General features: G+C 67.6%; 17 protein-coding genes. 7 read left to right on the forward strand and 10 right to left on the reverse strand.

The annotated features are described in order from the left end of the window. Positions 1-7 precede the first annotated feature (7 nt). Together murJ and ACWDEW_RS11905 are read right to left on the reverse strand one after the other, a co-directional pair. On the reverse strand, positions 8-2,260 hold the full coding sequence (murJ, locus tag ACWDEW_RS11900) for a murein biosynthesis integral membrane protein MurJ (protein WP_450511962.1): 2,253 nt from the start codon (positions 2,258-2,260) through the stop codon (positions 8-10). A 46-nt stretch (positions 2,261-2,306) separates the two neighbouring features. Beyond that, positions 2,307-4,709 (reverse strand): DUF6049 family protein, encoded by a 2,403-nt coding sequence (locus ACWDEW_RS11905; protein WP_450511964.1) that lies wholly within the window; start codon positions 4,707-4,709, stop codon positions 2,307-2,309. A gap of 258 nt (positions 4,710-4,967) precedes the next feature. Between ACWDEW_RS11905 and ACWDEW_RS11910 the strand changes: the two genes are divergently transcribed. Next, positions 4,968-6,434, forward strand: a complete 1,467-nt coding sequence (locus ACWDEW_RS11910; RefSeq protein WP_450511966.1) for a CCA tRNA nucleotidyltransferase — start codon at positions 4,968-4,970, stop codon at positions 6,432-6,434. A gap of 103 nt (positions 6,435-6,537) precedes the next feature. On the opposite strand, the gene ACWDEW_RS11915 is transcribed toward ACWDEW_RS11910, so the two are convergent. From ACWDEW_RS11915 to ACWDEW_RS11930, 4 genes are all read right to left on the reverse strand, one after another. After that, entirely contained in the window at positions 6,538-7,080 is a 543-nt protein-coding gene (locus ACWDEW_RS11915) for an LppU/SCO3897 family protein (RefSeq protein WP_450511968.1), read from the reverse strand. A gap of 120 nt (positions 7,081-7,200) precedes the next feature. Beyond that, positions 7,201-8,478: an MFS transporter gene (locus tag ACWDEW_RS11920; RefSeq protein WP_450511970.1), complete on the reverse strand. Its 1,278-nt coding sequence runs from the start codon at positions 8,476-8,478 to the stop codon at positions 7,201-7,203. A gap of 75 nt (positions 8,479-8,553) precedes the next feature. After that, positions 8,554-9,636, reverse strand: coding sequence for an inositol-3-phosphate synthase (locus tag ACWDEW_RS11925; protein ID WP_093627941.1), 1,083 nt, complete (start codon positions 9,634-9,636; stop codon positions 8,554-8,556). 44 nt (positions 9,637-9,680) lie between these two features. Beyond that, entirely contained in the window at positions 9,681-10,367 is a 687-nt protein-coding gene (locus ACWDEW_RS11930; RefSeq protein WP_427921283.1) for a PadR family transcriptional regulator, read from the reverse strand. Between the two features lie 741 nt (positions 10,368-11,108). Between ACWDEW_RS11930 and ACWDEW_RS11935 the strand changes: the two genes are divergently transcribed. Both ACWDEW_RS11935 and ACWDEW_RS11940 read left to right on the forward strand, forming a co-directional pair. Then, positions 11,109-13,355, forward strand: coding sequence for a transglycosylase domain-containing protein (locus ACWDEW_RS11935; RefSeq protein ID WP_450511972.1), 2,247 nt, complete (start codon positions 11,109-11,111; stop codon positions 13,353-13,355). A 136-nt stretch (positions 13,356-13,491) separates the two neighbouring features. After that, positions 13,492-14,991 (forward strand): glycosyltransferase family 87 protein, encoded by a 1,500-nt coding sequence (locus tag ACWDEW_RS11940; protein ID WP_450511974.1) that lies wholly within the window; start codon positions 13,492-13,494, stop codon positions 14,989-14,991. 81 nt (positions 14,992-15,072) lie between these two features. Here ACWDEW_RS11940 and ACWDEW_RS11945 read toward each other — a convergent pair whose 3' ends face one another. The 3 genes from ACWDEW_RS11945 to ACWDEW_RS11955 all read right to left on the reverse strand — a co-directional run bounded on the left by ACWDEW_RS11945 (position 15,073) and on the right by ACWDEW_RS11955 (position 17,808). Beyond that, entirely contained in the window at positions 15,073-16,104 is a 1,032-nt protein-coding gene (locus ACWDEW_RS11945) for an alanine racemase (RefSeq protein ID WP_450511976.1), read from the reverse strand. An 89-nt stretch (positions 16,105-16,193) separates the two neighbouring features. Next, positions 16,194-17,315 (reverse strand): peptidoglycan bridge formation glycyltransferase FemX, encoded by a 1,122-nt coding sequence (gene femX, locus ACWDEW_RS11950; protein ID WP_019073377.1) that lies wholly within the window; start codon positions 17,313-17,315, stop codon positions 16,194-16,196. Positions 17,316-17,493: 178 nt separating this feature from the next. Continuing rightward, the gene (locus tag ACWDEW_RS11955) at positions 17,494-17,808 is read right to left on the reverse strand and encodes a hypothetical protein (RefSeq protein ID WP_399121258.1); all 315 of its coding nucleotides are present in this window, start codon (positions 17,806-17,808) and stop codon (positions 17,494-17,496) included. Between the two features lie 279 nt (positions 17,809-18,087). Between ACWDEW_RS11955 and rpsF the strand changes: the two genes are divergently transcribed. The 4 genes from rpsF to rplI all read left to right on the forward strand — a co-directional run bounded on the left by rpsF (position 18,088) and on the right by rplI (position 19,820). Further along, complete coding sequence (gene rpsF / locus ACWDEW_RS11960) at positions 18,088-18,378, forward strand: 30S ribosomal protein S6 (protein ID WP_006604399.1); 291 nt, start codon at positions 18,088-18,090, stop codon at positions 18,376-18,378. 80 nt (positions 18,379-18,458) lie between these two features. Continuing rightward, positions 18,459-19,061 carry a single-stranded DNA-binding protein gene (locus ACWDEW_RS11965; protein ID WP_450511979.1) on the forward strand — a complete coding sequence of 201 codons (603 nt, stop codon included), beginning with the start codon at positions 18,459-18,461 and terminating at the stop codon, positions 19,059-19,061. A 57-nt stretch (positions 19,062-19,118) separates the two neighbouring features. After that, positions 19,119-19,355: a 30S ribosomal protein S18 gene (gene rpsR / locus ACWDEW_RS11970; RefSeq protein WP_006381652.1), complete on the forward strand. Its 237-nt coding sequence runs from the start codon at positions 19,119-19,121 to the stop codon at positions 19,353-19,355. An 18-nt stretch (positions 19,356-19,373) separates the two neighbouring features. Beyond that, entirely contained in the window at positions 19,374-19,820 is a 447-nt protein-coding gene (gene rplI, locus ACWDEW_RS11975; RefSeq protein WP_019073380.1) for a 50S ribosomal protein L9, read from the forward strand. Positions 19,821-19,953: 133 nt separating this feature from the next. Here the strand turns inward: rplI and ACWDEW_RS11980 are convergent, their stop codons facing one another. Then, positions 19,954-21,291, reverse strand: coding sequence for an MATE family efflux transporter (locus ACWDEW_RS11980; protein WP_450511981.1), 1,338 nt, complete (start codon positions 21,289-21,291; stop codon positions 19,954-19,956). Between the last annotated feature and the right edge of the window lie 379 nt (positions 21,292-21,670).

Here is a 21,670-nt window from a genome sequence, read left to right on the forward strand (position 1 = left end):
CCCCGGCTCAGCGCCCCAAGCGCCCGCGCACCATGCCGACGAGGGAGTTGAGTTCCTCGATACGCATGCGGCGGGCCGCGATGTAGAAGACTCCGAGCAGTACGGCACCGCCCACCAGAAGCGCGGCGAACGAGCCGACGACACCCTGGCCGAGCGTATGTCCGATCCCGTAGCAGACCGCACCACTGAGCAGTGCGGCCGGCACCGAGGCGATACCGAGCCGAGCGTACGTCCGCAGCACCCGGGCGCCGTCCAGGTCGCCGTTGAGCCGCTTGCGCAGCCGGTTCCAGGCGACACCGACACCGGTCGCGTACGCGAGGCCGTACGAGGCCGCCATGCCGACCACGGCCCAGCGGGCCGGGAGCACGAAGAAGCAGACCGCCGAGGCGCCCGCGTTGACCGCGGCGACGATGACGGTGTTGTAGAAGGGCGTCCGGGTGTCCTCGTAGGCGTAGAAGGCGCGCAGGACGACGTACTGCACCGAGTACGGGATCAGGCCGAGGGCGAAGGCCATCAGCATGAAGCCCATGTTCGTGGCCGAGCTGGTGCCCGAGGAGCCGAAGATCAGGGTGCACATCGGAATGCCGAGGGCGAGCAGACCGAAGGCGATCGGCACGATCGCGACGGCGGTTGTGCGCAGCCCCTGGGAGATGTCGTCGCGGACGGCTCCGCTGTCGCCCTCGGCGGCCGAGCGCGAGATGCGGGGCAGCAGGGCGGCCATGAGGGACACCGTGATGATGGCCTGCGGCAGACCCCAGATGAGTTGGGCGTTGGCGTAGGCGCTGAATCCGGTTCCGGGGATGTTCGTGTCCGCCACGGACGCGGTGGCGAGTTGGGTGACCACGAGGGCACCCGCCTGGTTCGCGAGCACGAACAGGACGGTCCACTTGGCGAGCATCGCCGCCTTGCCGAGGCCGTGGCCCTTCCAGTCGAATCGCAGCCGCAGCTTGAACCCGGTTTCGCGCAGGTACGGGATCATCGCCAGCGCTTGGACGACCAGACCGAGGAGGACACCGACACCCAGGAGGCGTTGGGCCTCCGGCGGGATGTTGTCGACCTTCATGCCGGAGTCCGCCGAGGTGCCGTAGACCCAGAGGAACAGGCCGAGCGTCACGATGATGACGACATTGTTGAGGACCGGGGTCCACATCATCGCGCCGAACTTGCCCCGGGCGTTGAGGATCTGGCCCATCACCACGTGAATGCCCATGAAGAAGATCGAGGGCAGGAAGTAGCGGGTGAAGGTGATGGCGACATGGTCGGCCGCGGGGTCGCTGGCGACCGGATTCGACAGCAGGCGGACCAGAAGGGGTGCCGCGAGCACCGCGAGCCCGGTCAGTGCGCCGAGCGCCACGACGACCAGGGTCAGCAGGCGGTTGGCGAACGCCTCTCCGCCGTCGTCGTCCTCTTTCATGGCTCGCACGAGTTGCGGCACGAAGACGGAGTTCAGCCCGCCGCCGACGGTCAGGATGTAGATCATCGTCGGCAGCTGGTAGGCGACCTGGAAGGTGTCACCGAGCAGTGCCGTGCCCAGGGCCGAGACGATCAGCGCCGACCGTACGAAGCCGGTGAGGCGGGAGACCATCGTGCCCGCCGCCATCACGGCACTCGACTTCAGGAGCCCGCTGGCCTTCCCGCCCTTCTTGGGAGCGGCCGACGGCGCGGGTGCCGTCGGGGTGAGCTGCATCGTGGCGTCGGACATAGCGGCCGGCGTCGGCGCGAGGGGTGCCTGGCCCGATGGCGGTGCCGGGGACGGGCCGGGAACCCCGGGGGGATCCATCGACGGGCGTCCGCCGCCCTGGCCCTGGTCCCGGAAGAGGTGAGCGAAGGCGTCCGGCTCCTGATGGTCCTCGCCGGCCCCGGTCACCAGGTCGTCGACGCCCACGAACTGGGTCGTGCGGGCGTCGTCGCCGTAGGGCAGGTACTGGGTCGGACCTTCGGGCTCGGGCGCCGGGGTCTGCGCCCACACGCGGGGGTCGGGGGCGTACGGGGACTGGGGCGGCTGGGCGTAGAGCGGGGGCTGCGGCTGGTACGTGCCCGGAGGCGGCGGAGGGTGTGCGGCGCGGTCGTAGAGCGCCTCGGCGACCGGGTCCTGGGCGGAGAGGTCCTGCGCCCGGTAGGGGTCCTGGTCGTAGGCGTCCTGGAGGTACATGTCCGCGGGGGGCTGCGGCGGCACCTGGCCGTGTTCGGGCGGCGGACCCTCGGGGTGGCCCGAGCTGCCCGCGCCCTGACCGCGGTCACCGTCGTACGGCGCGTTCATGGTTACCCCACCTCATCGTCCCCGGGCCCACCGGCCACGACATCGCTCAACGGTCCACTCTCTCACCCGTGCCGGACGGGTCGGCGCTTTCCGGTGCGGTGTCCGGTGTCGGGTCACTCGGGTGCTCCGGGTCGTCTGCCCGGGACGGAGTGCCGGACTCCTCCTGGAGACGGTCCTGCGGGCCCTCGGGGTTCTCCGGGCCCTCCGGGGCTTCGTCCGCCGCGTCGTCGGGCCCGTCGGGACCCTCCTCCTCGGCCTGGCGGGCGGCGGCTCGTTTGCGGTGCGTGTACATCCGGAATCCGGCCAGGACGAGCAGCAGGACACCGCCGCCGATGACCAGCATCACCGTGGCGGTGACCTCGGTGACCTTCACATCGAAGTTGACGGCCTGCCCGTACTCCTGGCCGTCCTCCGTGTACAGCTGGGCGACCACGCCCACCTTGCCGTTGGCGTTGGCCGTCGTGGTGAACTTCACCGACTGGCTGTGGCCGCCGTTGACCGTGACCTGCTGCTCCGTGTAGGCCTTGCCGCCGATCTTGAGGCGCGTCGGGTTCGTCGAGGTGAGGCGCAGGATCAGATGGTCGACGCCCTGCACCAGGTTGTTCTGCACGGTCACGGGGATCGTGGCGCTGCGGCCCGAGAGCTTGGTCTCGGACTTGTCGATCAGTTTGACCTGGTCGATGAGGTCGTCGAGATAACCCAGCACGCCCTGGCGGAAGTTCTCCGCCTCTCCCGCCCGGCCGCGCCACGACGTGGACATCTCGCGGTTCATGGCCCGCCCGAAGGGGGTCACCACACGGGCCTCGTTGGTGAGGATCACCTGGAAGTTGTCGAGCTTGTCCTGCGTGGTCGCGATCTCCTCGAAGGCCGACCTCGGCAGCTCCTGCTTGCGCAGCGAGGAGGGGTACCTGGAGGACGACGGGATCTTCGTGGTGGCACCCGGGTCCGGCTTGGCCTTGGCCGCCGCGGCGAGATCCTGCGACTCGGTCCAGGTGCCGCCCTGAAGGGCTGTCAGCGCCGCGGCCATCGCCTGGGCCTGGCTGGCGGTCGGCATGCGCTGCGGGGCGACGACGATGCTGCGCTGCTTGTCCGACTGCAGGTCCAGCGCCAGGCTCTGGGCCAGGAACCGCTGCTCGGCGAGCGTGGCCGTCCCGGCCTTCGTCATATCGCCCTCGAACGCCGTCGAAAGGCGCGCGTCGGCGACCACCGCCGTCGTACCGCCACCGATGGGGCGGGCCGCGGAGGGTGTGTACGGCAGGCCGCCGGTCTCCTGGAGGCTGTCGCTGCGGGCGATCACCTTGTCGGCGCCGGCGGAGGTGGCGACCTTGATGATCGACGGGTCCACGGCGCCGCTCACCGGCCACGCGAAGTCGGTGGTCGGCGTCACGTGAAGCACCGTTTCCACGGTGGTCGCGGCGACGTCCGTGGCGTCCTTGAGGTGGCTCAGCGAGCCGGTGACGCTGGTGCCGTTGTGGGCGAGGGACGCCAGGTCCGGGTCGGCGAACGGGAGGGCGACGACCTCCTTGTCCGCCACCGCCGACTGCAGTTCGGCCAGCCACGCCTTGGCGACGGCCTGGTGGGTGCCGGTCGTGGTGGTGTCGCCGTCGCCCTGGATCTTGTAGCTGCGGGTCATCGCGTCGACGGAGGCCAGCAGGTCCGGGTCGATCACCCAGGTGACGTCGAGGTCCTTGCCCAGGGAGACCATCTGCTCAAGCCGGCCGCCCGGGGCGATCTCCTTGGCGAGGTCGTCGTTCAGGAAGACCGGCGTCTGCTGTTCGTTGGAACCCGTCTGGGCCGTCATGTGGACGGTGGAGACGAGCGGCCACAGAAACGTCGTCTTCGTCTTCGTGTCCGCGTCGTCGGGCTGCCACGGCAGGAACGTCCGCTGGATGCCCAGCACCTGGTCCCACGGCTGGGCGGAGGTCTGGCCGGAGAGCGAGACACCGAGTGGGTAGACGCCGTCGTCGCCGAGGTCCAGCTTGTCGACCGGCACGGAGAGCGTGAAGGGCTCGGCGACGCCCGGAGTGAGTTTGGAGAACTTCTGCGTGTACTTGTCGTCGATCTCCGAGCCGTCGACACCCTGGACGTAGCCGGCGCGTCCCGCGACGCTGTCGATCGCCGAGCGGGTGCTCAGCGCCTGTCCCAGGCGCAGTCCCACATGGGCGTCGGTGACCGCCTGCCTGCCGTTGTTCGTCACCGTTCCGGAGACGGTCAGCGTGTCTCCGTCCGTGGGGATGCCGGGGGTGAGTGTGTCCACGGAGACGGACACCGTCTGCGAGCCGGAGGCGGCCTGTGCGGAGGTCTGCTCGGCAGCCCCGGCGGGCGCGGCGACGGACATCTGGAGAAGGCCGGCCAGCAGAGGCGCCCCGGCGAGCAGTGCGCCGGTGCGCCGCAGCCACCGGCGGGCAGGTGAGGGACACGTCCCCTGGAAGTCTGCCGCCTCGGCCACGCGCTCGCCCGTCCCTCGTCATCGTCAGTGGTCGTCGCAATGTGCGTCCACGCATGGTAACGATGCGCGCTGAGGGGAAGTGCCGCGGACTGCTCCACAAGATCGCAGATCGATATCGGCGCGTCCTGTATGTGTGCGTATAAAGAGGAGCACTCCGGTAAGTCGTAAGGGCTGCGCTTGCACTGATATCACGGGATGTGTCCGTGAGCGTTTAATGGAGGCGCTGGGGGTCGCCCAGGCCACGTACCCTTTTTTCTTGTGCCGAACGCCAACGAAGACAACCTCAGTGCCCTGAGCCAGGTGCAGCATCGCGCGGTGAGCGAACTGCTGCGGGTGGCTCCCGTCGCCGACGACCTCGCCCGCCGCTTTCAGGAGGGCGGGTTCTCCCTCGCCCTGGTCGGTGGGTCGGTCCGCGACGCGCTGCTCGGCCGGCTCGGCAATGACCTGGACTTCACGACGGACGCGCGGCCCGAGGACGTACTGAAGATCGTCCGGCCGTGGGCGGACGCCGTCTGGGAGGTCGGGATCGCCTTCGGAACGGTGGGCGTGCAGAAGGACGCCCGCGTCGGAGACGTCGACCGGAGCTTCCAGATCGAGGTGACCACCTATCGGTCGGAGGCGTACGACCGGACCTCGCGCAAGCCCGAGGTGTCGTACGGCGACTCCATTGAGGAGGACCTCGTCCGGCGCGACTTCACGGTGAACGCGATGGCTGTCGCCCTTCCGGAGAAGGAGTTCATCGATCCGTACGGCGGTCTCGGTGACCTCGCGGCCCGGGCGCTGCGTACCCCGGGTACTCCCGAGGCGTCCTTCTCGGACGATCCCCTGCGGATGATGCGAGCGGCCCGCTTCGCCGCCCAGCTCGACTTCGAGGTCGCTCCGGAGGTCGTCGCGGCGATGAAGGAGATGTCTGGGCGGATCGAGATCGTCTCGGCGGAGCGGGTGCGGGACGAGCTGAACAAGCTGATCCTCTCCGCGCACCCCCGCAAGGGCCTGGCGCTGCTCGTCGACACCGGTCTCGCCGACCATGTCCTGCCCGAGCTGCCCGCCCTACGTTTGGAGAGCGACGAGCACCACCGGCACAAGGACGTCTACGAACACACGCTGATCGTGCTGGAGCAGGCGATCGAACTGGAGGAGAACGGTCCCGACCTGACCCTCCGGCTGGCCGCGCTGCTGCACGACATCGGCAAGCCGCGCACCCGCCGCTTCGAGAACGACGGCCGGGTCTCGTTCCACCACCACGAAGTGGTCGGGGCGAAGATGACCAAGAAGCGCATGCTGGCACTCAAGTACTCCAACGAGCTGGTGAAGGACGTCTCGCGTCTTGTCGAGCTCCACCTGCGTTTCCACGGCTACGGCACCGGCGAGTGGACCGACTCGGCGGTCCGGCGCTACGTCCGTGACGCCGGGCCGCTCCTGGACCGACTCCACAAGCTGACCCGCTCGGACTGCACCACACGGAACAAGCGCAGGGCTGCCGCACTGTCCCGTGCTTATGACGGGCTGGAAGAACGCATCGCGCAGCTTCAGGAGCAGGAGGAGCTGGACTCGATCCGTCCCGACCTCGACGGCAACCAGATCATGGAGATCCTGGGCGTCACTCCGGGGCCGGTCATCGGTCGGGCCTACAAGTTCCTGCTCGAACTGCGGCTGGAGAACGGGCCGATGGAGCATGAGGCGGCGGTGGCCGCACTCAAGGAGTGGTGGGCCTCGGAGAGCTGAGGTCGTGGAACGGGGTCATGTTTCACGTGAAACATGACCCCGGACAGCATCAGGGGCGGTGTTTCACGTGAAACATGAGACACCGCCCCGCGCCACAACTGCCCTACTTCTTGTAGTCCTTCAGGCAGAGCAGGAAGTCGCTGCCGTCACCGCTCTCGGTGTACGAGTACTGGAAGTCCTTCGCGGCCGCCGTGCACTTGGTCTGCGCCTCAGCCTCGGAGTAGTTTCCGCTGATCTTGGCCAGCACCTGGTACTGGGCCTTCGCGTCGCTGCACTTCACGACCTTGAGGTCCGGGTTGGTGTCGCTGGTGCTGCCGCGGTGCATGCAGTCGCCGACCTTGGCGGTGTCGGGGTCGTTCTGGCTCGATATGACGCCGTAGATGGCCGCGCCGATACCGATCACGATGATGATGGCGAGCCGGATCAGCTTGGGGCTGAAGCGGCGCTTGGGCTGCGCCGGGACCGGGGCGAACGGAGCCGCGCCCTGCGGCGGGAACCCGGGCTGGCCGGGCTGCTGCGGGTAGCCGCCCTGCGGCGGATACGGAGCCTGACCCTGCGGCGGGTACGGGGCCTGCGCCTGAGGGTCGCCGTAGGGCTGCTGACCCTGGGCGTATGGGTTCGGGCTCTGAGGCGGCGGAGTTGTCATTCGGAGTCCCCCCTGGAACGTGGACGCATGACGCGGCTTGGCACGCGGCATGGTGCGAAGTAAGACGCACGTAAGTTACCGGCACCCACTGACACCGCTGCGCCCCGGATCGACTCCGTGTCAGTGATGTGACACTCTCCGGCGCTCAAAGTGGGCCATAGCCGCCGCAACCGCCGAGTAGATAACGGCGACCGTGACCACCAGCGCCACCGAGCGGCCGTCCGGCGGCAGTACCAGGGCGGCCATCGCCGCCGCGCCGACGAAGGCGACGTTGAACAGGACGTCGTAGACGGAGAAGATCCGGCCGCGGAACCCGTCCTCGACCGAGAACTGCACGATCGTGTCCGTGGCGATCTTCGCGCCCTGTGTGGTCAGGCCCAGGACGAAGGCCGCCGCCAGCATCGGGGCGGTGCTGAACGCGAGGCCGAGGGCCGGTTCCAGGACCGCGGCGCCCGCTGCGCACACGGCGATCCAGCGGCCGGGGCCCAGTCGTCCGGCGGCCCAGGGTGTCACCACTGCCGCCACGAAGAAGCCGGCGCCGGAAACCCCCAACGCCAGCCCCAGCAGGCGCAGTCCGTCGTCCGGGGTCGACGACAGGGCGTACCGGCAGAGCATCAGCAGTAGGACCGTCAGGGCGCCGTAGCAGAACCGCATCAGTGTCATCGCGAGGAGCGCCCGGACCGCCTCCCGGCGCTCCGGCGCGGCGAGATGCTGTAGCGCCGCGCCGAGGTCCTGGGCGGTGCCGGCGAGGGCTGCCGCCAGTCGGGGCCGGGTCAACGCGAGGTCGGGGCCGAGGAGTTCGGGGGCCATGCGCAAGGAGGCGAGGGCCGCGCACAGGTACAGGGCGGCGCCCAGCAGAACCACCGTGGCGTCGGTGTCCGAGACCAGCAGCCGGACGACGAAGGCGAGGCCGCCGCCCGCGGTCGCCGCCAGTGTTCCGGCCGTGGGGGAAAGGGAGTTGGCGAGGACGAGCCGTTCGTCGTCGACCACGCGAGGGAGCGCGGCGGACAGGCCGGCGAGGACGAAGCGGTTGACGGCGGTGACGCACAGCGCGGAGACGTAGAAGAGCCAGTCCGGGACCTGGCTCACCATCAGGACGGCGGTGGCCGCGGCCAGCAGGGCGCGCAGCAGGTTGCCGTAGAGGAAGACCTGGCGGCGGCGCCAGCGGTCCAGGAGGACGCCGGCGAAGGGGCCGATGAGGGAGTACGGGAGGAGCAGGACCGCCATCGCGGAGGCGATCGAGCCGGCCGAGGTCTGTTTCTCCGGGGAGAAGACGACGTAGGCGGCGAGTGCGACCTGGTAGACGCCGTCCGCGCCCTGGGAGAGGAGTCGTACGGCGAGCAGGCGGCGGAAGCCCTGGAAGCGCAGAAGGACGCGCAGGTCACGGACGACGGCCATGGGCACAGCCTCACATACGAGGAGGGTCCCCGGACGGAATGCCCCGGGGACCCTCGACGACGGAACCGGCGGGTCCTAGCGCTCGACCTCGCCCTTGATGAACTTCTCGACGTTGGCGTAGGCCTCGTCGTCGAAGTACTGGACCGGCGGGGACTTCATGAAGTAGCTCGACGCGGAGAGGATCGGGCCGCCGATGCCGCGGTCCTTGGCGATCTTCGCGGCGCGCAGGGCGTCGATGATGACACCCGCGGAGTTCGGGGAGTCCCAGACCTCCAGCTTGTACTCCAGGTTCAGCGGGACGTCGCCGAAGGCACGGCCTTCGAGGCGGACGTAGGCCCACTTGCGGTCGTCGAGCCACTGGACGTAGTCCGACGGGCCGATGTGGACGTTCTTCTCGCCCAGGTCGCGGTCCGGGATCTGCGAGGTGACGGCCTGCGTCTTCGAGATCTTCTTGGACTCCAGGCGGTCGCGCTCCAGCATGTTCTTGAAGTCCATGTTGCCGCCGACGTTGAGCTGCATCGTGCGCTCAAGACGGACACCGCGGTCCTCGAACAGCTTCGCCATCACACGGTGCGTGATGGTGGCGCCGACCTGCGACTTGATGTCGTCGCCGACGATCGGGACGCCGGCCTCGGTGAACTTGTCCGCCCACTCCTTGGTGCCGGCGATGAAGACCGGGAGGGCGTTGACGAAGGCGACCTTGGCGTCGATGGCGCACTGGGCGTAGAACTTCGCCGCGTCCTCGGAGCCGACGGGCAGGTAGCAGATGAGGACATCGACCTGCTTGTCCTTCAGGACCTGGACCACGTCGACCGGGGTCTCGTCGGACTCCTCGATCGTCATGCGGTAGTACTTGCCCAGGCCGTCGAGAGTGTGGCCGCGCTGGACCGTGACGCCCTTGTTCGGGACGTCGCAGATCTTGATGGTGTTGTTCTCGCTGGCACCGATGGCGTCGGCGAGGTCGAGGCCGACCTTCTTCGCGTCGACGTCGAACGCGGCGACGAACTCGACGTCACCGACGTGGTAGTCGCCGAACTGGACGTGCATCAGACCCGGCACCTTGGCCGCCGGATCGGCGTCCTTGTAGTACTCGACGCCCTGTACCAGTGAGGCGGCGCAGTTGCCCACGCCGACGATGGCTACGCGAACCGAACCCATTCCGGTTGCTCCCTGTGTGTGCGAGGTGAGGCCCTGACTGGACCTCATGTGGTGGTTTCATCGGACGGATCCGGCCCGGGGGTGGCACCCCCGAGCCGGGGCAGGCCGCCCGACTCCCCGGATGTGCTGTCCTGCTGAGCGGTGCCGTCCGGAACGGGACCCTTCAGGTCACGTCCGGCCCGCTCGCTCTCGATGAGCTCGTTCAGCCAGCGCACTTCGCGCTCCACGGACTCCATTCCGTGGCGCTGGAGCTCAAGGGTGTAGTCGTCGAGGCGCTCCCGGGTCCGCGCCAGGGAGGCACGCATCTTCTCCAGACGCTCCTCCAGCCGGCTGCGGCGGCCCTCCAGGACGCGCATGCGTACGTCGCGTGACGTCTGCCCGAAGAACGCGAAACGAGCGGCGAAATGTTCGTCCTCGTACGCGTCGGGCCCCGTCTGCGAGAGCAGCTCCTCGAAGTGCTCCTTACCTTCCGCCGTCAACCGGTAGACGATCTTGGCGCGACGCCCCGCGAGTGTGGCCGTGAGGGCGTCCTCAGGAGTGTTCCCCGACTCCTCGATCAACCAGCCGTTCGCGACCAGCGTCTTGAGGCAGGGATAGAGCGTCCCGTAGCTGAACGCACGGAACACACCCAGTGATGTATTGAGTCGTTTGCGCAGCTCATAGCCGTGCATCGGGGATTCGCGGAGCAGGCCGAGGATGGCGAACTCGAGGATGCCGGAACGTCGGCTCATCGTCGCCCCCTCTCTGTCCGCGGTCCGACCGCGACGGTCTTTATGCCGAGCTGATGTATCGACTCGATACATCCAGACGATAGAACGGCCTTCCGGATGCGACAAGTGGGGGGATGGTGAGCGGCGTCACATCACTGATTCGTTGGAAGCAAGTTGCCTGATTTGGGGTGAACTTCGGGGCTAAGCAGGTTTTGACGGTGCGTAGTCTGTGCGGCATGCACACCACCGGGAACCAAGTGACGCGTGGGGGCGTCAACGTCCCCGGTGCGGTACGGATGAATGCAGAACCGACCACATCCGTACTTCGGGGGGACCGGAAACCAGCCGCCGTTTCCAGGCGCGCACGGGTGCGCCTGCCCGAGGAGTAATCGTTCGATGAGCGAGCACCGTCGCAAACCGCCGCAGCCGCAGGGAGGCGGACGTGCCGCGGACCGACGCGGCCAGTCCGGACCGACCTCCGGTCGCCGCGCGGCACCGCGAGGCGCCACCACCGGGTCTCCATCCGATTCCTATGGGTCCAACCCCGCCGCTTCCGGGGGCGACGACCGCCAGTACGGCAGTCGTGCCGAAGCCCGCCGGGCCGCGCAGAGAGGCGGCGGCCGTCGTAGAGGGGCCGAGCCGGCAGGGCGCGGTCCCGGTGGCCCGAACGGGCCCGGCCGGGGCAGAGGACGCGCTCCCGCGCCCGGCAAGAAGAGGTTCATCGACTATCCGCGCTTCGACAAGTACGGATGGCGCCGCTGGGTGCCCTCCTGGCGGCTGGTCTCCACGCTGTGCCTGCTGTTCTTCGGCAGCATCGTGGCCGCGGTCGGTGTCGGCTACGCGATGGTCAGCATCCCCAGTGAGAACACCGCGGCCAAGTCGCAGAACAACGTCTACTACTGGTCCGACGGCAGCCAGATGGTCGCCACGGGCACTGGCGCCAACCGCCAGAACATCACCATCGCCGACATCCCGAAGGCCATGCAGTGGTCGGTGATCTCGGCCGAGAACAAGAGCTTCTACACGGACTCGGGCGTCGACCCCATGGGTATCGCCCGGGCCCTGGTCAACATGGCCCGGGGCGGCGAGACGCAGGGTGGTTCGACGATCACCCAGCAGTTCGTCAAGAACACCTACCTGAGCCAGGAACAGACGGTCACCCGTAAGTTCAAGGAGATGTTCATCTCCATCAAGGTGGGGACGCAGCTCAGCAAGGAGCAGGTGCTCCAGGGCTACCTGAACACCTCCTACTACGGCCGCGGCGCCTACGGCATACAGGCCGCCGCGCAGACCTACTACGGTGTGGACGCGGTCAAGCTGACGCCGAGCCAGTGCGCTTTCCTCGCGGCACTGTTGAAGGGTCCGACGTACTACGACCCGATCGGTGCCACGAACATCGACCCCGCGGCGACCGCCGACGCCAACCGCAAACGCTCAGAGGCCCGCTGGAGCTGGATCCTCGAGCAGATGCACAACGACAAGCACATCACGGACGCCGAGTACCAGACGGCCATCAAGAAGTACCCCGTGCCCCAGGGCCTGAAGGCGACCAAGGGCATGACCGGCCAGATCAGCTACCTGGTCGACACGGCCAAGAAGTACGTCCTAAACCACTCGAACATCTCGCAGACCGAGTTCGACAAGGGCGGCCTCCAGATCTACACGACCTTCGAGAAGGACAAGGTCGACGAACTGAGCGCGGCCGTGAAGAAGGTCCAGAAGGAGCGCATCGACCCGAAGAAGCGCAGTCTGGACAAGTACGTCCAGTTCGGCGCGGCGTCGGTGAGGCCCAAGGACGGAGCGATCGTCGCCCTCTACGGAGGCGACGGTTACGAGAACGGCCACTTCACCAACAACGCCGACACCTCGGGTGTCCCAGTGGGTTCGACCTGGAAGCCGTTCGTGCTCGCGGCGGCCATGGAGTACGGCACGTACAAGACCGATGGCGTGGGTATCTCGCCGCTCAGCAAGTACAACGGCGACGACCATCTCAAGGTCAGAAACCAGGACGGCTCGTACGTCCTGAACAAGGACAACTCGATCTTCTACCAGAACAACGAGAGCAAATATCCCTGGGGCTACATCACGCTGCGCAAGGCGATGGAGCAGTCCATCAACACGCCGTACGTGCAGCTCGGTATGGACGTCGGGATGACGAAGGTGAAGGCCGTCGCCAAGTCGGCGGGCATCCTGGACGCCACTATGACGAAGGATCTCAACGCGTCCTTCGCCATCGGTACGTCGACACCCAGCGCGATCCGGATGGCCGACGCCTACGCGACGTTCGCCGCCTCGGGCAAGCAGGCGGACCCGTACTCGGTGACGGCCGTCAAACAGGGCGGACAGCCGGTGCCCGGCTTCGAGAAGCCCGCGGTGAAGCAGGCGATGCCGGAGAACGTGGCGAACAACGTCACGGACACCCTGGAGAACGTCATCCAGAACGGTACGGCGAAGAACGCGAAGGCGCTTGGCCGTGCGGCGGCCGGCAAGACCGGTACCACCGACAGCAACAAGTCGGCCTGGTTCGTCGGCTACACCCAGCAGCTCTCGACGTCGATCGCGATGTTCAGGGAGAACCCCAAGGACGCCGAACTGCTCTCCATGAACGGTACGGCGGGCGTGGCGTCCATTCACGGTGGTGACATCCCGACATCGATCTGGACCGAGTACATGGAGGCCGCCCTCAAGGGTGACTCCGACCCGGGCTTCCCGAATGCCACCAAGATCGACAAGATCCAGAACGAGGACGGCGCACCGTCTCCCAGCCCGACTCCGGTGGTGACGCCGAGCGAGACGCCCAGTGAGACGCCGATCGAGACGCCCAGTGAGACGCCGAGTTCGACGCCGTCGGCAACCGAGTCCTGCCGGTTCAGCTGGCAGTGCAGTGACAACGGCGGCACCGATGGAGGCGCGACGTCCACGCCGACGGACACGGCCACTGCGACGGAGTCCACCGGCACCAATAACGGCAACGGCAATGGGGGCATCTTCGGAGGCGCCAACGGTTAGCCGCCATACCGTCCACGATGGGTGTTTCACGTGAAACACCCATCGTGGACGGTTTCACGTGAAACAGGGGCCGTCGCATCCTCGGGTTGCGGCGGCCCTCGGCGTACTCCTAGGTGTGTACGGCAGGATGTGCCCCATGCCCAGTGCAGAACTGACGCCCACGAGCGTGCACGAGCCGGATCCGGTGAAGCCGACCAAGGTTGACCAGGTCGCCGCCGCCGGTAGCGAACTGATCGGTGGCCCCATCGGCCGGCGGGCCCTTCTCGGGGCGTCCTGGTGGACTCCCGTACGGGTCGTCGCGCTGGTGGCGATCGGTATGTTCGCCCTCGGCCTGGTCCAAAAGGCGCCCTGCTACAACAGCGGTTGGTTCTTCGGCGCGAGTTCGCAGTACACGCACGCGTGCTACTCGGACATCCCGCACCTCTACCAGGGGCGCGGCTTTGCCGACGGGCTCGTCCCGTACTTCGACAAGCTCCCGGGCGACATGCAGTACCTCGAATACCCGGTGCTGACCGGCGTGTTCATGGAGGTGGCCGCCTGGCTCACACCGGGCAGCGGCAGCATCCAGCACCAGGAACAGTGGTACTGGATGGTCAACGCCGGGATGTTGATGGTGTGCGCAGCCGTCATCGTCGTCTGCGTCAGCCGCACGCACGCCCGCCGCCCCTGGGACGGACTGCTGGTCGCCCTGGCACCCGCCTTCGCGCTGACCGCCACCATCAACTGGGACCTGCTGGCGGTCGCTCTGACGGCCTCGGCGATGCTGATGTGGTCCCGGGGCCGTTCCCTCGCGTTCGGCGTCCTGCTGGGCCTTGCCACGGCCGCCAAGCTGTATCCCGTCTTTCTCCTCGGCCCCTTGTTCCTGCTGTGCTGGCGCGCGGGTAAGTGGCGGGACTTCGGGAAGGCGTTCGGCGGAACCGCCGTCGCCTGGCTGGTGGTGAACCTGCCGGTGATGCTCTTCGCCTTCGACGGCTGGTCGAAGTTCTATACGTTCAGCCAGGAACGCGGCGTCGACTTCGGGTCCTTCTGGCTGGTCATGGCCCAGAAGTCCACCGACCCGCTCAGCACCGACACCGTCAACACGTTCGCCACGCTGCTGATGCTGCTGTGCTGCGGAGGCATCGCGGCGCTCACGATGACCGCTCCTCGCCGGCCGCGTTTCGCGCAGTTGGCCTTCCTGATCGTCGCGGCGTTCATCGTGACCAACAAGGTCTACTCGCCGCAGTACGTGCTGTGGCTGGTCCCTCTGGCCGTGCTGGCCCGGCCGAAGTGGCGTGACTTCCTGATCTGGCAGGCGTGCGAGGTGGCGTACTTCCTGGGCATCTGGATGTACCTCGCGTACACGACCAGCGGAGACGCCCACAAGGGCCTGCCGACCGAGGGCTACCAGTTGGTCATCGGCCTGCACATCCTGGGCACGCTCTACCTGTGTGCCGTGATCGTGCGCGACATCCTCATGCCGGAGCGGGACGTGGTGCGCCTGGCGGGCGACGACGACCCGTCGGGCGGGGTGCTCGACAGGGCGGAGGACGTGTTCGTGTTCGGGGCCGCGGCCCGTCCCGGACGACATGCGGCCCCCTTCGACGGGCCGCAGGTGGAGTGGGGCGGCGAGGGGACGGCAGGCCGTTCGCTCTGAGCGAACAAGGCTCGGCGAGACCACACGAAAGGCCGTACACGGGAGGTTCCGTGTACGGCCTTTCTGCTGTTCTGAAGAGGCTCAGCGATCGACGAGGCGGTCGAACTGGGTTGTGGTGTGCCGGAGATGGGCCACCAGCTCCTCGCCGACCTTCGGCTCGGCCGCTTCCGACGGCACGAAGAGGATCGAGACCTGCATGTGCGGAGGCTCGGCGAACCAGCGCTGCTTACCGTCCCAGACGAACGGAGAAAGGTTCCGGTTCACCGTGGCCAGGCCGGCGCGGGCGACGCCCTTGGCGCGCGGCATAACGCCGTGCAGCGCCTTGGGGGCCTCCAGGCCCACCCCGTGCGACGTACCGCCCGCCACGACCACCAGATAGCCGTCCGAGGCCGCCTTCTGCTGCCGGTAGCCGAAGCGGTCGCCCTTGGAGACCCGAGTGACGTCCAGGACCGCCCCGCGGTACTCGGTGGCCTCGTGGTCCCCCAGCCACAGCCGGGTGCCGATACGGGCCCGGAAGCGGGTCTGCGGGAACTGCTGCTGCAGCCGGGCGAGTTCCTCGGCCTTGAGGTGGCTGACGAACATCGTGTGCAACGGCAGCCGCGCGGCCCGCAGCCGGTCCATCCAGCCGATGACCTCCTCGACGGCGTCCGAGCCGTCGGTGCGGTCCAGCGGGAGGTGGATGGCGAAGCCCTCCAGGCGGACGTTCTCTATGGCCGAGTGCAGCTGCGGCAGTTCCTGCTCGCTGACGCCGTGCCGCTTCATCGAGGACATCACCTCGATGACCACACGGGCGCCCACGAGACCGTACACACCGTCGATGGACGACACCGAGCGGATCACCCGGTCCGGCAGCGGAACGGGCTCCTCGCCACGGCGGTAGGGCGTCAGCACCAGCAGGTCGCCCCCGAACCAGTCCTTGATCCGGGCGGCCTCGTACGTCGTGCCGACGGCGAGGACGTCCGCGCCGAGACGCGTCGCCTCCTCCGCCAGCCGCTCGTGCCCGAAGCCGTAGCCGTTGCCCTTGCAGACCGGGACGAGCCCCGGGAACTGCTCGGCCACATGCTTGTGATGCGCCCGCCAGCGCGCAGTGTCGACGTAGAGCGTGAGCGCCATGGCCGGACCTGGAACCTTTCGGGTGGCTGCGGTGTATCAGGAGTATGAGAGCTGTCGACGTTATCGAAATCGAAGCAAGGACCGTCAGGTCAGCGGCGCGACATGTAGATGTCGAGCGCCTTGTGGAGAAGCTTGTTCAGCGGGAAGTCCCACTCGCCCAGGTACTCGGCGGCCTGTCCGCCGGTACCCACCTTGAACTGGATCAGACCGAAGAGGTGGTCGGTCTCGTCCAGCGAGTCGGAGATGCCGCGCAGGTCGTACACGGTGGCGCCGAGCGCATAGGCGTCGCGCAGCATCCGCCACTGCATCGCGTTCGAGGGCCGGACCTCACGGCCGATGTTGTCGGAGGCGCCGTAGGAGTACCAGACGTGTCCGCCGACCACGAGCATCGTCGCCGCCGACAGGTTCACCCCGTTGTGCCGGGCGAAGTACAGCCGCATCCGGTTGGGGTCCTCGGTGTTGAGGGCCGTCCACATGCGCTGGAAGTACGACAGCGGGCGGGGCCGGAAGTGGTCGCGCACGGCCGTGATCTCGTACAGCCGCTGCCACTCCTCAAGGTCGTGGTAGCCGCCCTGGACGACCTCGACACCGGCCTTCTCGGCCTTCTTGATGTTGCGGCGCCACAGCTGGTTGAAGTTCTTGTGGACCTCTTCCAGCGAGCGGTTCGCCAGCGGCACCTGGTAGACGTAGCGCGGCTGGACGTCGCCGAAGCCGGCGCCGCCGTCCTCGCCCTGCTGCCAGCCCATACGGCGCAGCTTGTCGGCCACCTCGAAGGCGCGCGGTTCGATGTAGTCGGCCTCGATGTCACGCAGCCGCTTCACGTCCGGGTTCTGGATGCCCGCCTTGATGGAGGTGGCCTCCCAGCGCCGGATGATGACCGGCGGCCCCATCTTCACCGAGAAGGCGCCCTGCTGCTTGAGGTGGGCCAGCATCGGCTGGATCCAGTCGTCCAGATTCGGCGCGAACCAGTTGATGACCGGCCCCTCGGGCAGATAGGCCAAGTAGCGCTTGATCTTGGGGAGTTGGCGGTAGAGGACCAGGCCCACACCGACCAGCTCGCCGGTCTTCTCGTCGAACCAGCCGAGGTTCTCGGAGCGCCACTCCGCCTTCACATCAGCCCATGCCGGGACCTGCATGTGGCTAGCCGACGGCAGGCTCTGGATGAATGCCAGATGCTGCTCTCGGCTGATGGTCCTCAGGGTCAGGCTCATTCGGGGCGCTCCTCGGGCTGGTGTGTCCCCATGGGTACAGGGGCTCCGGCTCTCGCGCCGAAGCCTACTGCGCCTTGCGAGCGCCCCGACTGGGCGTATGCAACCTTCGCCTCGGCCTGTGGGTCGCCGAGGCGTTCCGTGGTGTTTTACGCGGTGTTCAGCCCGTGGTGCCGGAGCGTCAGCTGATGACACCGCCGAACAGTCCGCCGTGCGCCATGCCGAGGAAGAACCCGACACCCGCGGCACCGAGACCCAGGATCAGGCCGAAGCGCTCCCTCGTCGTCTCGGAGATCCACTGGCCGTACGCGCCGGTGAGGATCCCCACCAGGCCGGTCCATGAGCTGAGCAGATGCAGGTTGTGGAAGAAGCCCGTGACGAACGCGGTCAGCCCGAGCACCACGGTCACCGCGAGCAGCGTGTCCTGGAGCGGATGGGGCTTGCCGTCCGTGGCGAAAAGGGAACCGGCGGTGTTGGGTCGCAATGCCTGTGCCATGTGGCACCTCCTGCGGAAGGCGGCGCGTCGTCGCGCCGGACACACCCGATGTGTACAGATTGACGCTCTCCGCCACCGGATTTCAACCGGAAGCCGGTGTGCGGGTACTCTGTACCCTCTGCACTGGTGTCTGCCCATGTCGTCACGGATCGGAATCCCCGCAAGGGGCACCCGATGTCAGTGGCGGCTGTTTTACTGGCACACACTGTTGCTTACGCATCACAACCCTCCTGCCACGGATCGACCGTGGCCGCTGAGTCCAAAGGAGGTGGGTTCCACATGCGTCACTACGAGGTGATGGTCATCCTCGACCCCGATCTGGAGGAGCGCGCTGTCTCCCCCCTGATCGAGAACTTCCTCTCCGTCGTCCGTGAGGGCAACGGAAAGGTCGAGAAGGTCGACACCTGGGGCCGTCGTCGTCTCTCGTACGAGATCAAGAAGAAGCCCGAGGGCATCTACTCGGTCATCGACCTGCAGGCCGAGCCTGCGGTCGTCAAGGAGCTCGACCGCCAGATGAACCTGAACGAGTCGGTCCTCCGGACCAAGGTCCTCCGCCCCGAGACCCACTGAGCATCTAGCTCAGCCGATCTCGGGATCCGAGTAGCAGCAGCACCAAGCAGCCAGCAGCAAACCCGCCGAGAGGTTCCCCCATGGCAGGCGAGACCGTCATCACGGTCGTCGGCAATCTTGTCGACGACCCCGAGCTGCGCTTCACCCCTTCCGGTGCGGCGGTCGCGAAGTTCCGTGTCGCGTCCACTCCCCGCACCTTCGACCGCCAGACGAACGAGTGGAAGGACGGCGAAAGCCTCTTCCTCACCTGCTCGGTCTGGCGTCAGGCGGCGGAGAACGTCGCCGAATCGCTCCAGCGAGGCATGCGCGTCATCGTGCAGGGCCGGTTGAAGCAGCGGTCCTACGAGGACCGTGAGGGCGTCAAGCGCACGGTCTACGAACTGGACGTCGAAGAAGTCGGCGCCAGCCTGCGCAGTGCCACGGCCAAGGTCACCAAGACCGCCGGTGGCGCTCGCGGTGGCCAGGGCGGCGGCTTCGGCGGCGGCGGTGGTGGCGGCCAGGGTGGCGGCGGCTGGGGTGGAAACTCCGGCGGCGGTCAGCCGGCCGGCGGTGCTCCCGCCGACGACCCGTGGGCAACCGGCGCTCCTGCCGGGGGCAGCCAGGGCGGCGGCGGTGGCGGCTGGGGTGGAAACTCCGGCGGTGCCGGCGGTGGCGGCGGCTACTCGGACGAACCCCCCTTCTAGGCCCCCGGGCCGAGGGTGGGTCGTACCCACACTTCTTGATCACACAGGAGATACACCATGGCGAAGCCGCCTGTGCGCAAGCCGAAGAAGAAGGTCTGCGCATTCTGCAAGGACAAGGTCCAGTACGTGGACTACAAGGACACGAACATGCTGCGGAAGTTCATTTCCGACCGCGGCAAGATCCGTGCCCGCCGCGTGACCGGCAACTGCACGCAGCACCAGCGTGACGTCGCCACGGCCGTGAAGAACAGCCGTGAGATGGCGCTGCTGCCCTACACCTCCACCGCGCGATAAGGGAAGGGTGACCGACCAATGAAGATCATCCTCACCCACGAGGTCTCCGGCCTCGGTGCCGCGGGCGACGTCGTCGACGTCAAGGACGGTTATGCTCGCAACTACCTGATCCCGCGGAAGTTCGCTATCCGCTGGACCAAGGGTGGCGAGAAGGACGTCGAGCAGATCCGTCGTGCTCGCAAGATCCACGAGATCCAGACCATCGAGCAGGCCAACTCCGTGAAGGCCCAGCTCGAAGGCGTCAAGGTTCGTCTGGCCGTCCGCTCCGGCGACGCCGGTCGGCTCTTCGGCTCCGTCACCCCGGCCGACATCGCTTCGGCGATCAAGGCTTCCGGTGGCCCCGAGGTCGACAAGCGTCGTATCGAGCTGTCCGCCCCGATCAAGACGCTGGGCGCCCACGAGACGTCCGTGCGTCTGCACCCCGAGGTTGCCGCCAAGGTCAACATCGAGGTCATCGCGGCCTGACCGCTGCGCTCGGCACAGCTGAGAGAGGGGCCGCACCCGTTGGGGTGCGGCCCCTCTGCTGTGTTCAAGGCGGTGCTACGGCGCGCATGTTTCACGTGAAACGTGGCAGCGCGCGGTGTTTCACGTGAAACGGTCAGCGGGTCGCGCCCGTGACGACCCAGCGGCCGGAGCGGGCGCGCAGCAAGAGCGTCAGCATGCGCACCGTCATCATCAGAGTCATCGCTCCCCAGAGAGCGGTCAGTCCGGCGCCGAAGGCCGGTACGAGCAGGGCCACCGGGGCGAAGACCGCCAGGGTCACCAACATGGCTCCTGCGAGATACGGCCCGTCTCCCGCGCCCATCAGTACCCCGTCGAGGACGAAGACGACACCGCAGATGGGCTGGGAGAGCGCGACCATCAGTAGGGCGGGCAGGGCAGTGTCCTTGACGGTGGAGTCGCTGGTGAACAAGGGGAGGAACAGCGGCCGGGACATGATCACCAGGAGACCGAGCGCCACTCCGACGGCGATGCCCCACTGCACCATGCGGCGGCAGGCGGCTCGGGCGCCTTGTGGATCGTCCGCACCGAGGTAGCGGCCGATGATGGCCTGGCCCGCGATGGCGATGGCATCGAGTGTGAGGGCCAGGAGAGACCACAGCGACAGGATGATCTGGTGGGCAGCGATGTCGGCGTCCCCGAGTCGGGCGGCGACCGCTGTCGCGATCAGGAGGATCGCTCTCAGGGAGAGCGTGCGCACCAAGAGAGGCGCACCCGCCTGCGCCGAGGCTCGGATCCCTGTCGCGTCGGGGCGGAGTGAGGCACCGTGGCGGCGAGCTCCGCGGACGACCACGACGAGATAGACGGCAGCCATCCCCCATTGGGCGATGACGGTGCCCCAGGCGGAGCCGGCGATGCCGAGGTCGGCGCCGTAGACGAGTCCCAGGTTGAGGACGCCGTTGGCGACGAATCCGGTGATGGCGACATACAGCGGTGTCTTTGTGTTCTGCAGCCCGCGCAGGACTCCGGTGGCGGCGAGTACGACCAGCATGGCCGGGATGCCGAGGGAGGAGATCCGCAGATAGGTCGTCGCATAGGGGGCAGCCGTGTCCGATGCGCCGAAGAGGTCGACGAGGGCGGGTGCCGCGGGGAGAACGACCGCGATGACGGTGGCGCCGATCAGTAGGGCGAGCCAGATGCCGTCCATGCCCTGGCGGATGGCCGCCTGGAGATCACCCGCGCCGACGCGTCGGGCGACGGCCGCCGTGGTGGCGTAGGCGAGGAAGACGAAGACGCTCACGGCTGTCGTCAGGAGAGCGGAAGCCACTCCGAGTCCGGCGAGTTGGGCCGTGCCCAGATGGCCCACGATCGCGCTGTCGGCCATCACGAAAAGGGGCTCGGCGACGAGCGCGCCGAAGGCCGGGACGGCCAGTACGACGATCTCGCGGTCGTGCCGGCGTCGGGTGGCCCTGGTGGTCGCGGGAGCCTGTGTCATGAGCACTAATCTAATCGTCCACAGGTAAGAGATGCAATTGATGTGTGACCCTTACCTGCCGTCTCGCCTCGTGTCCTCTCGCGCACTGTTCGAAGCGATCTTGGTCCGACTGGAGAAGTTTTTCTTCTGCACAGCCGGTGGATGGGGAAAGGGCAGGTCAGACGGGTTGCGATGGGAATGGGAAGGTCTTGTTCACAGGGCTGTCCACCGGGTCGTGCACAGGTTTTGGCCGGTTCTCCACAGCATCGGGGCCGTCGTCCACATGGCCTGTGGATAACCAGATTGGCTGACGGTGCCCGCGGGCCTACGGTGGACCGGCGCCCGCTCCGTCCGTCGGCCTGAAAACCATCACAAAACCGACGCGCCCGTACCGGAGTTG

The organism is Streptomyces sp. NPDC001100, from assembly GCF_053598575.1.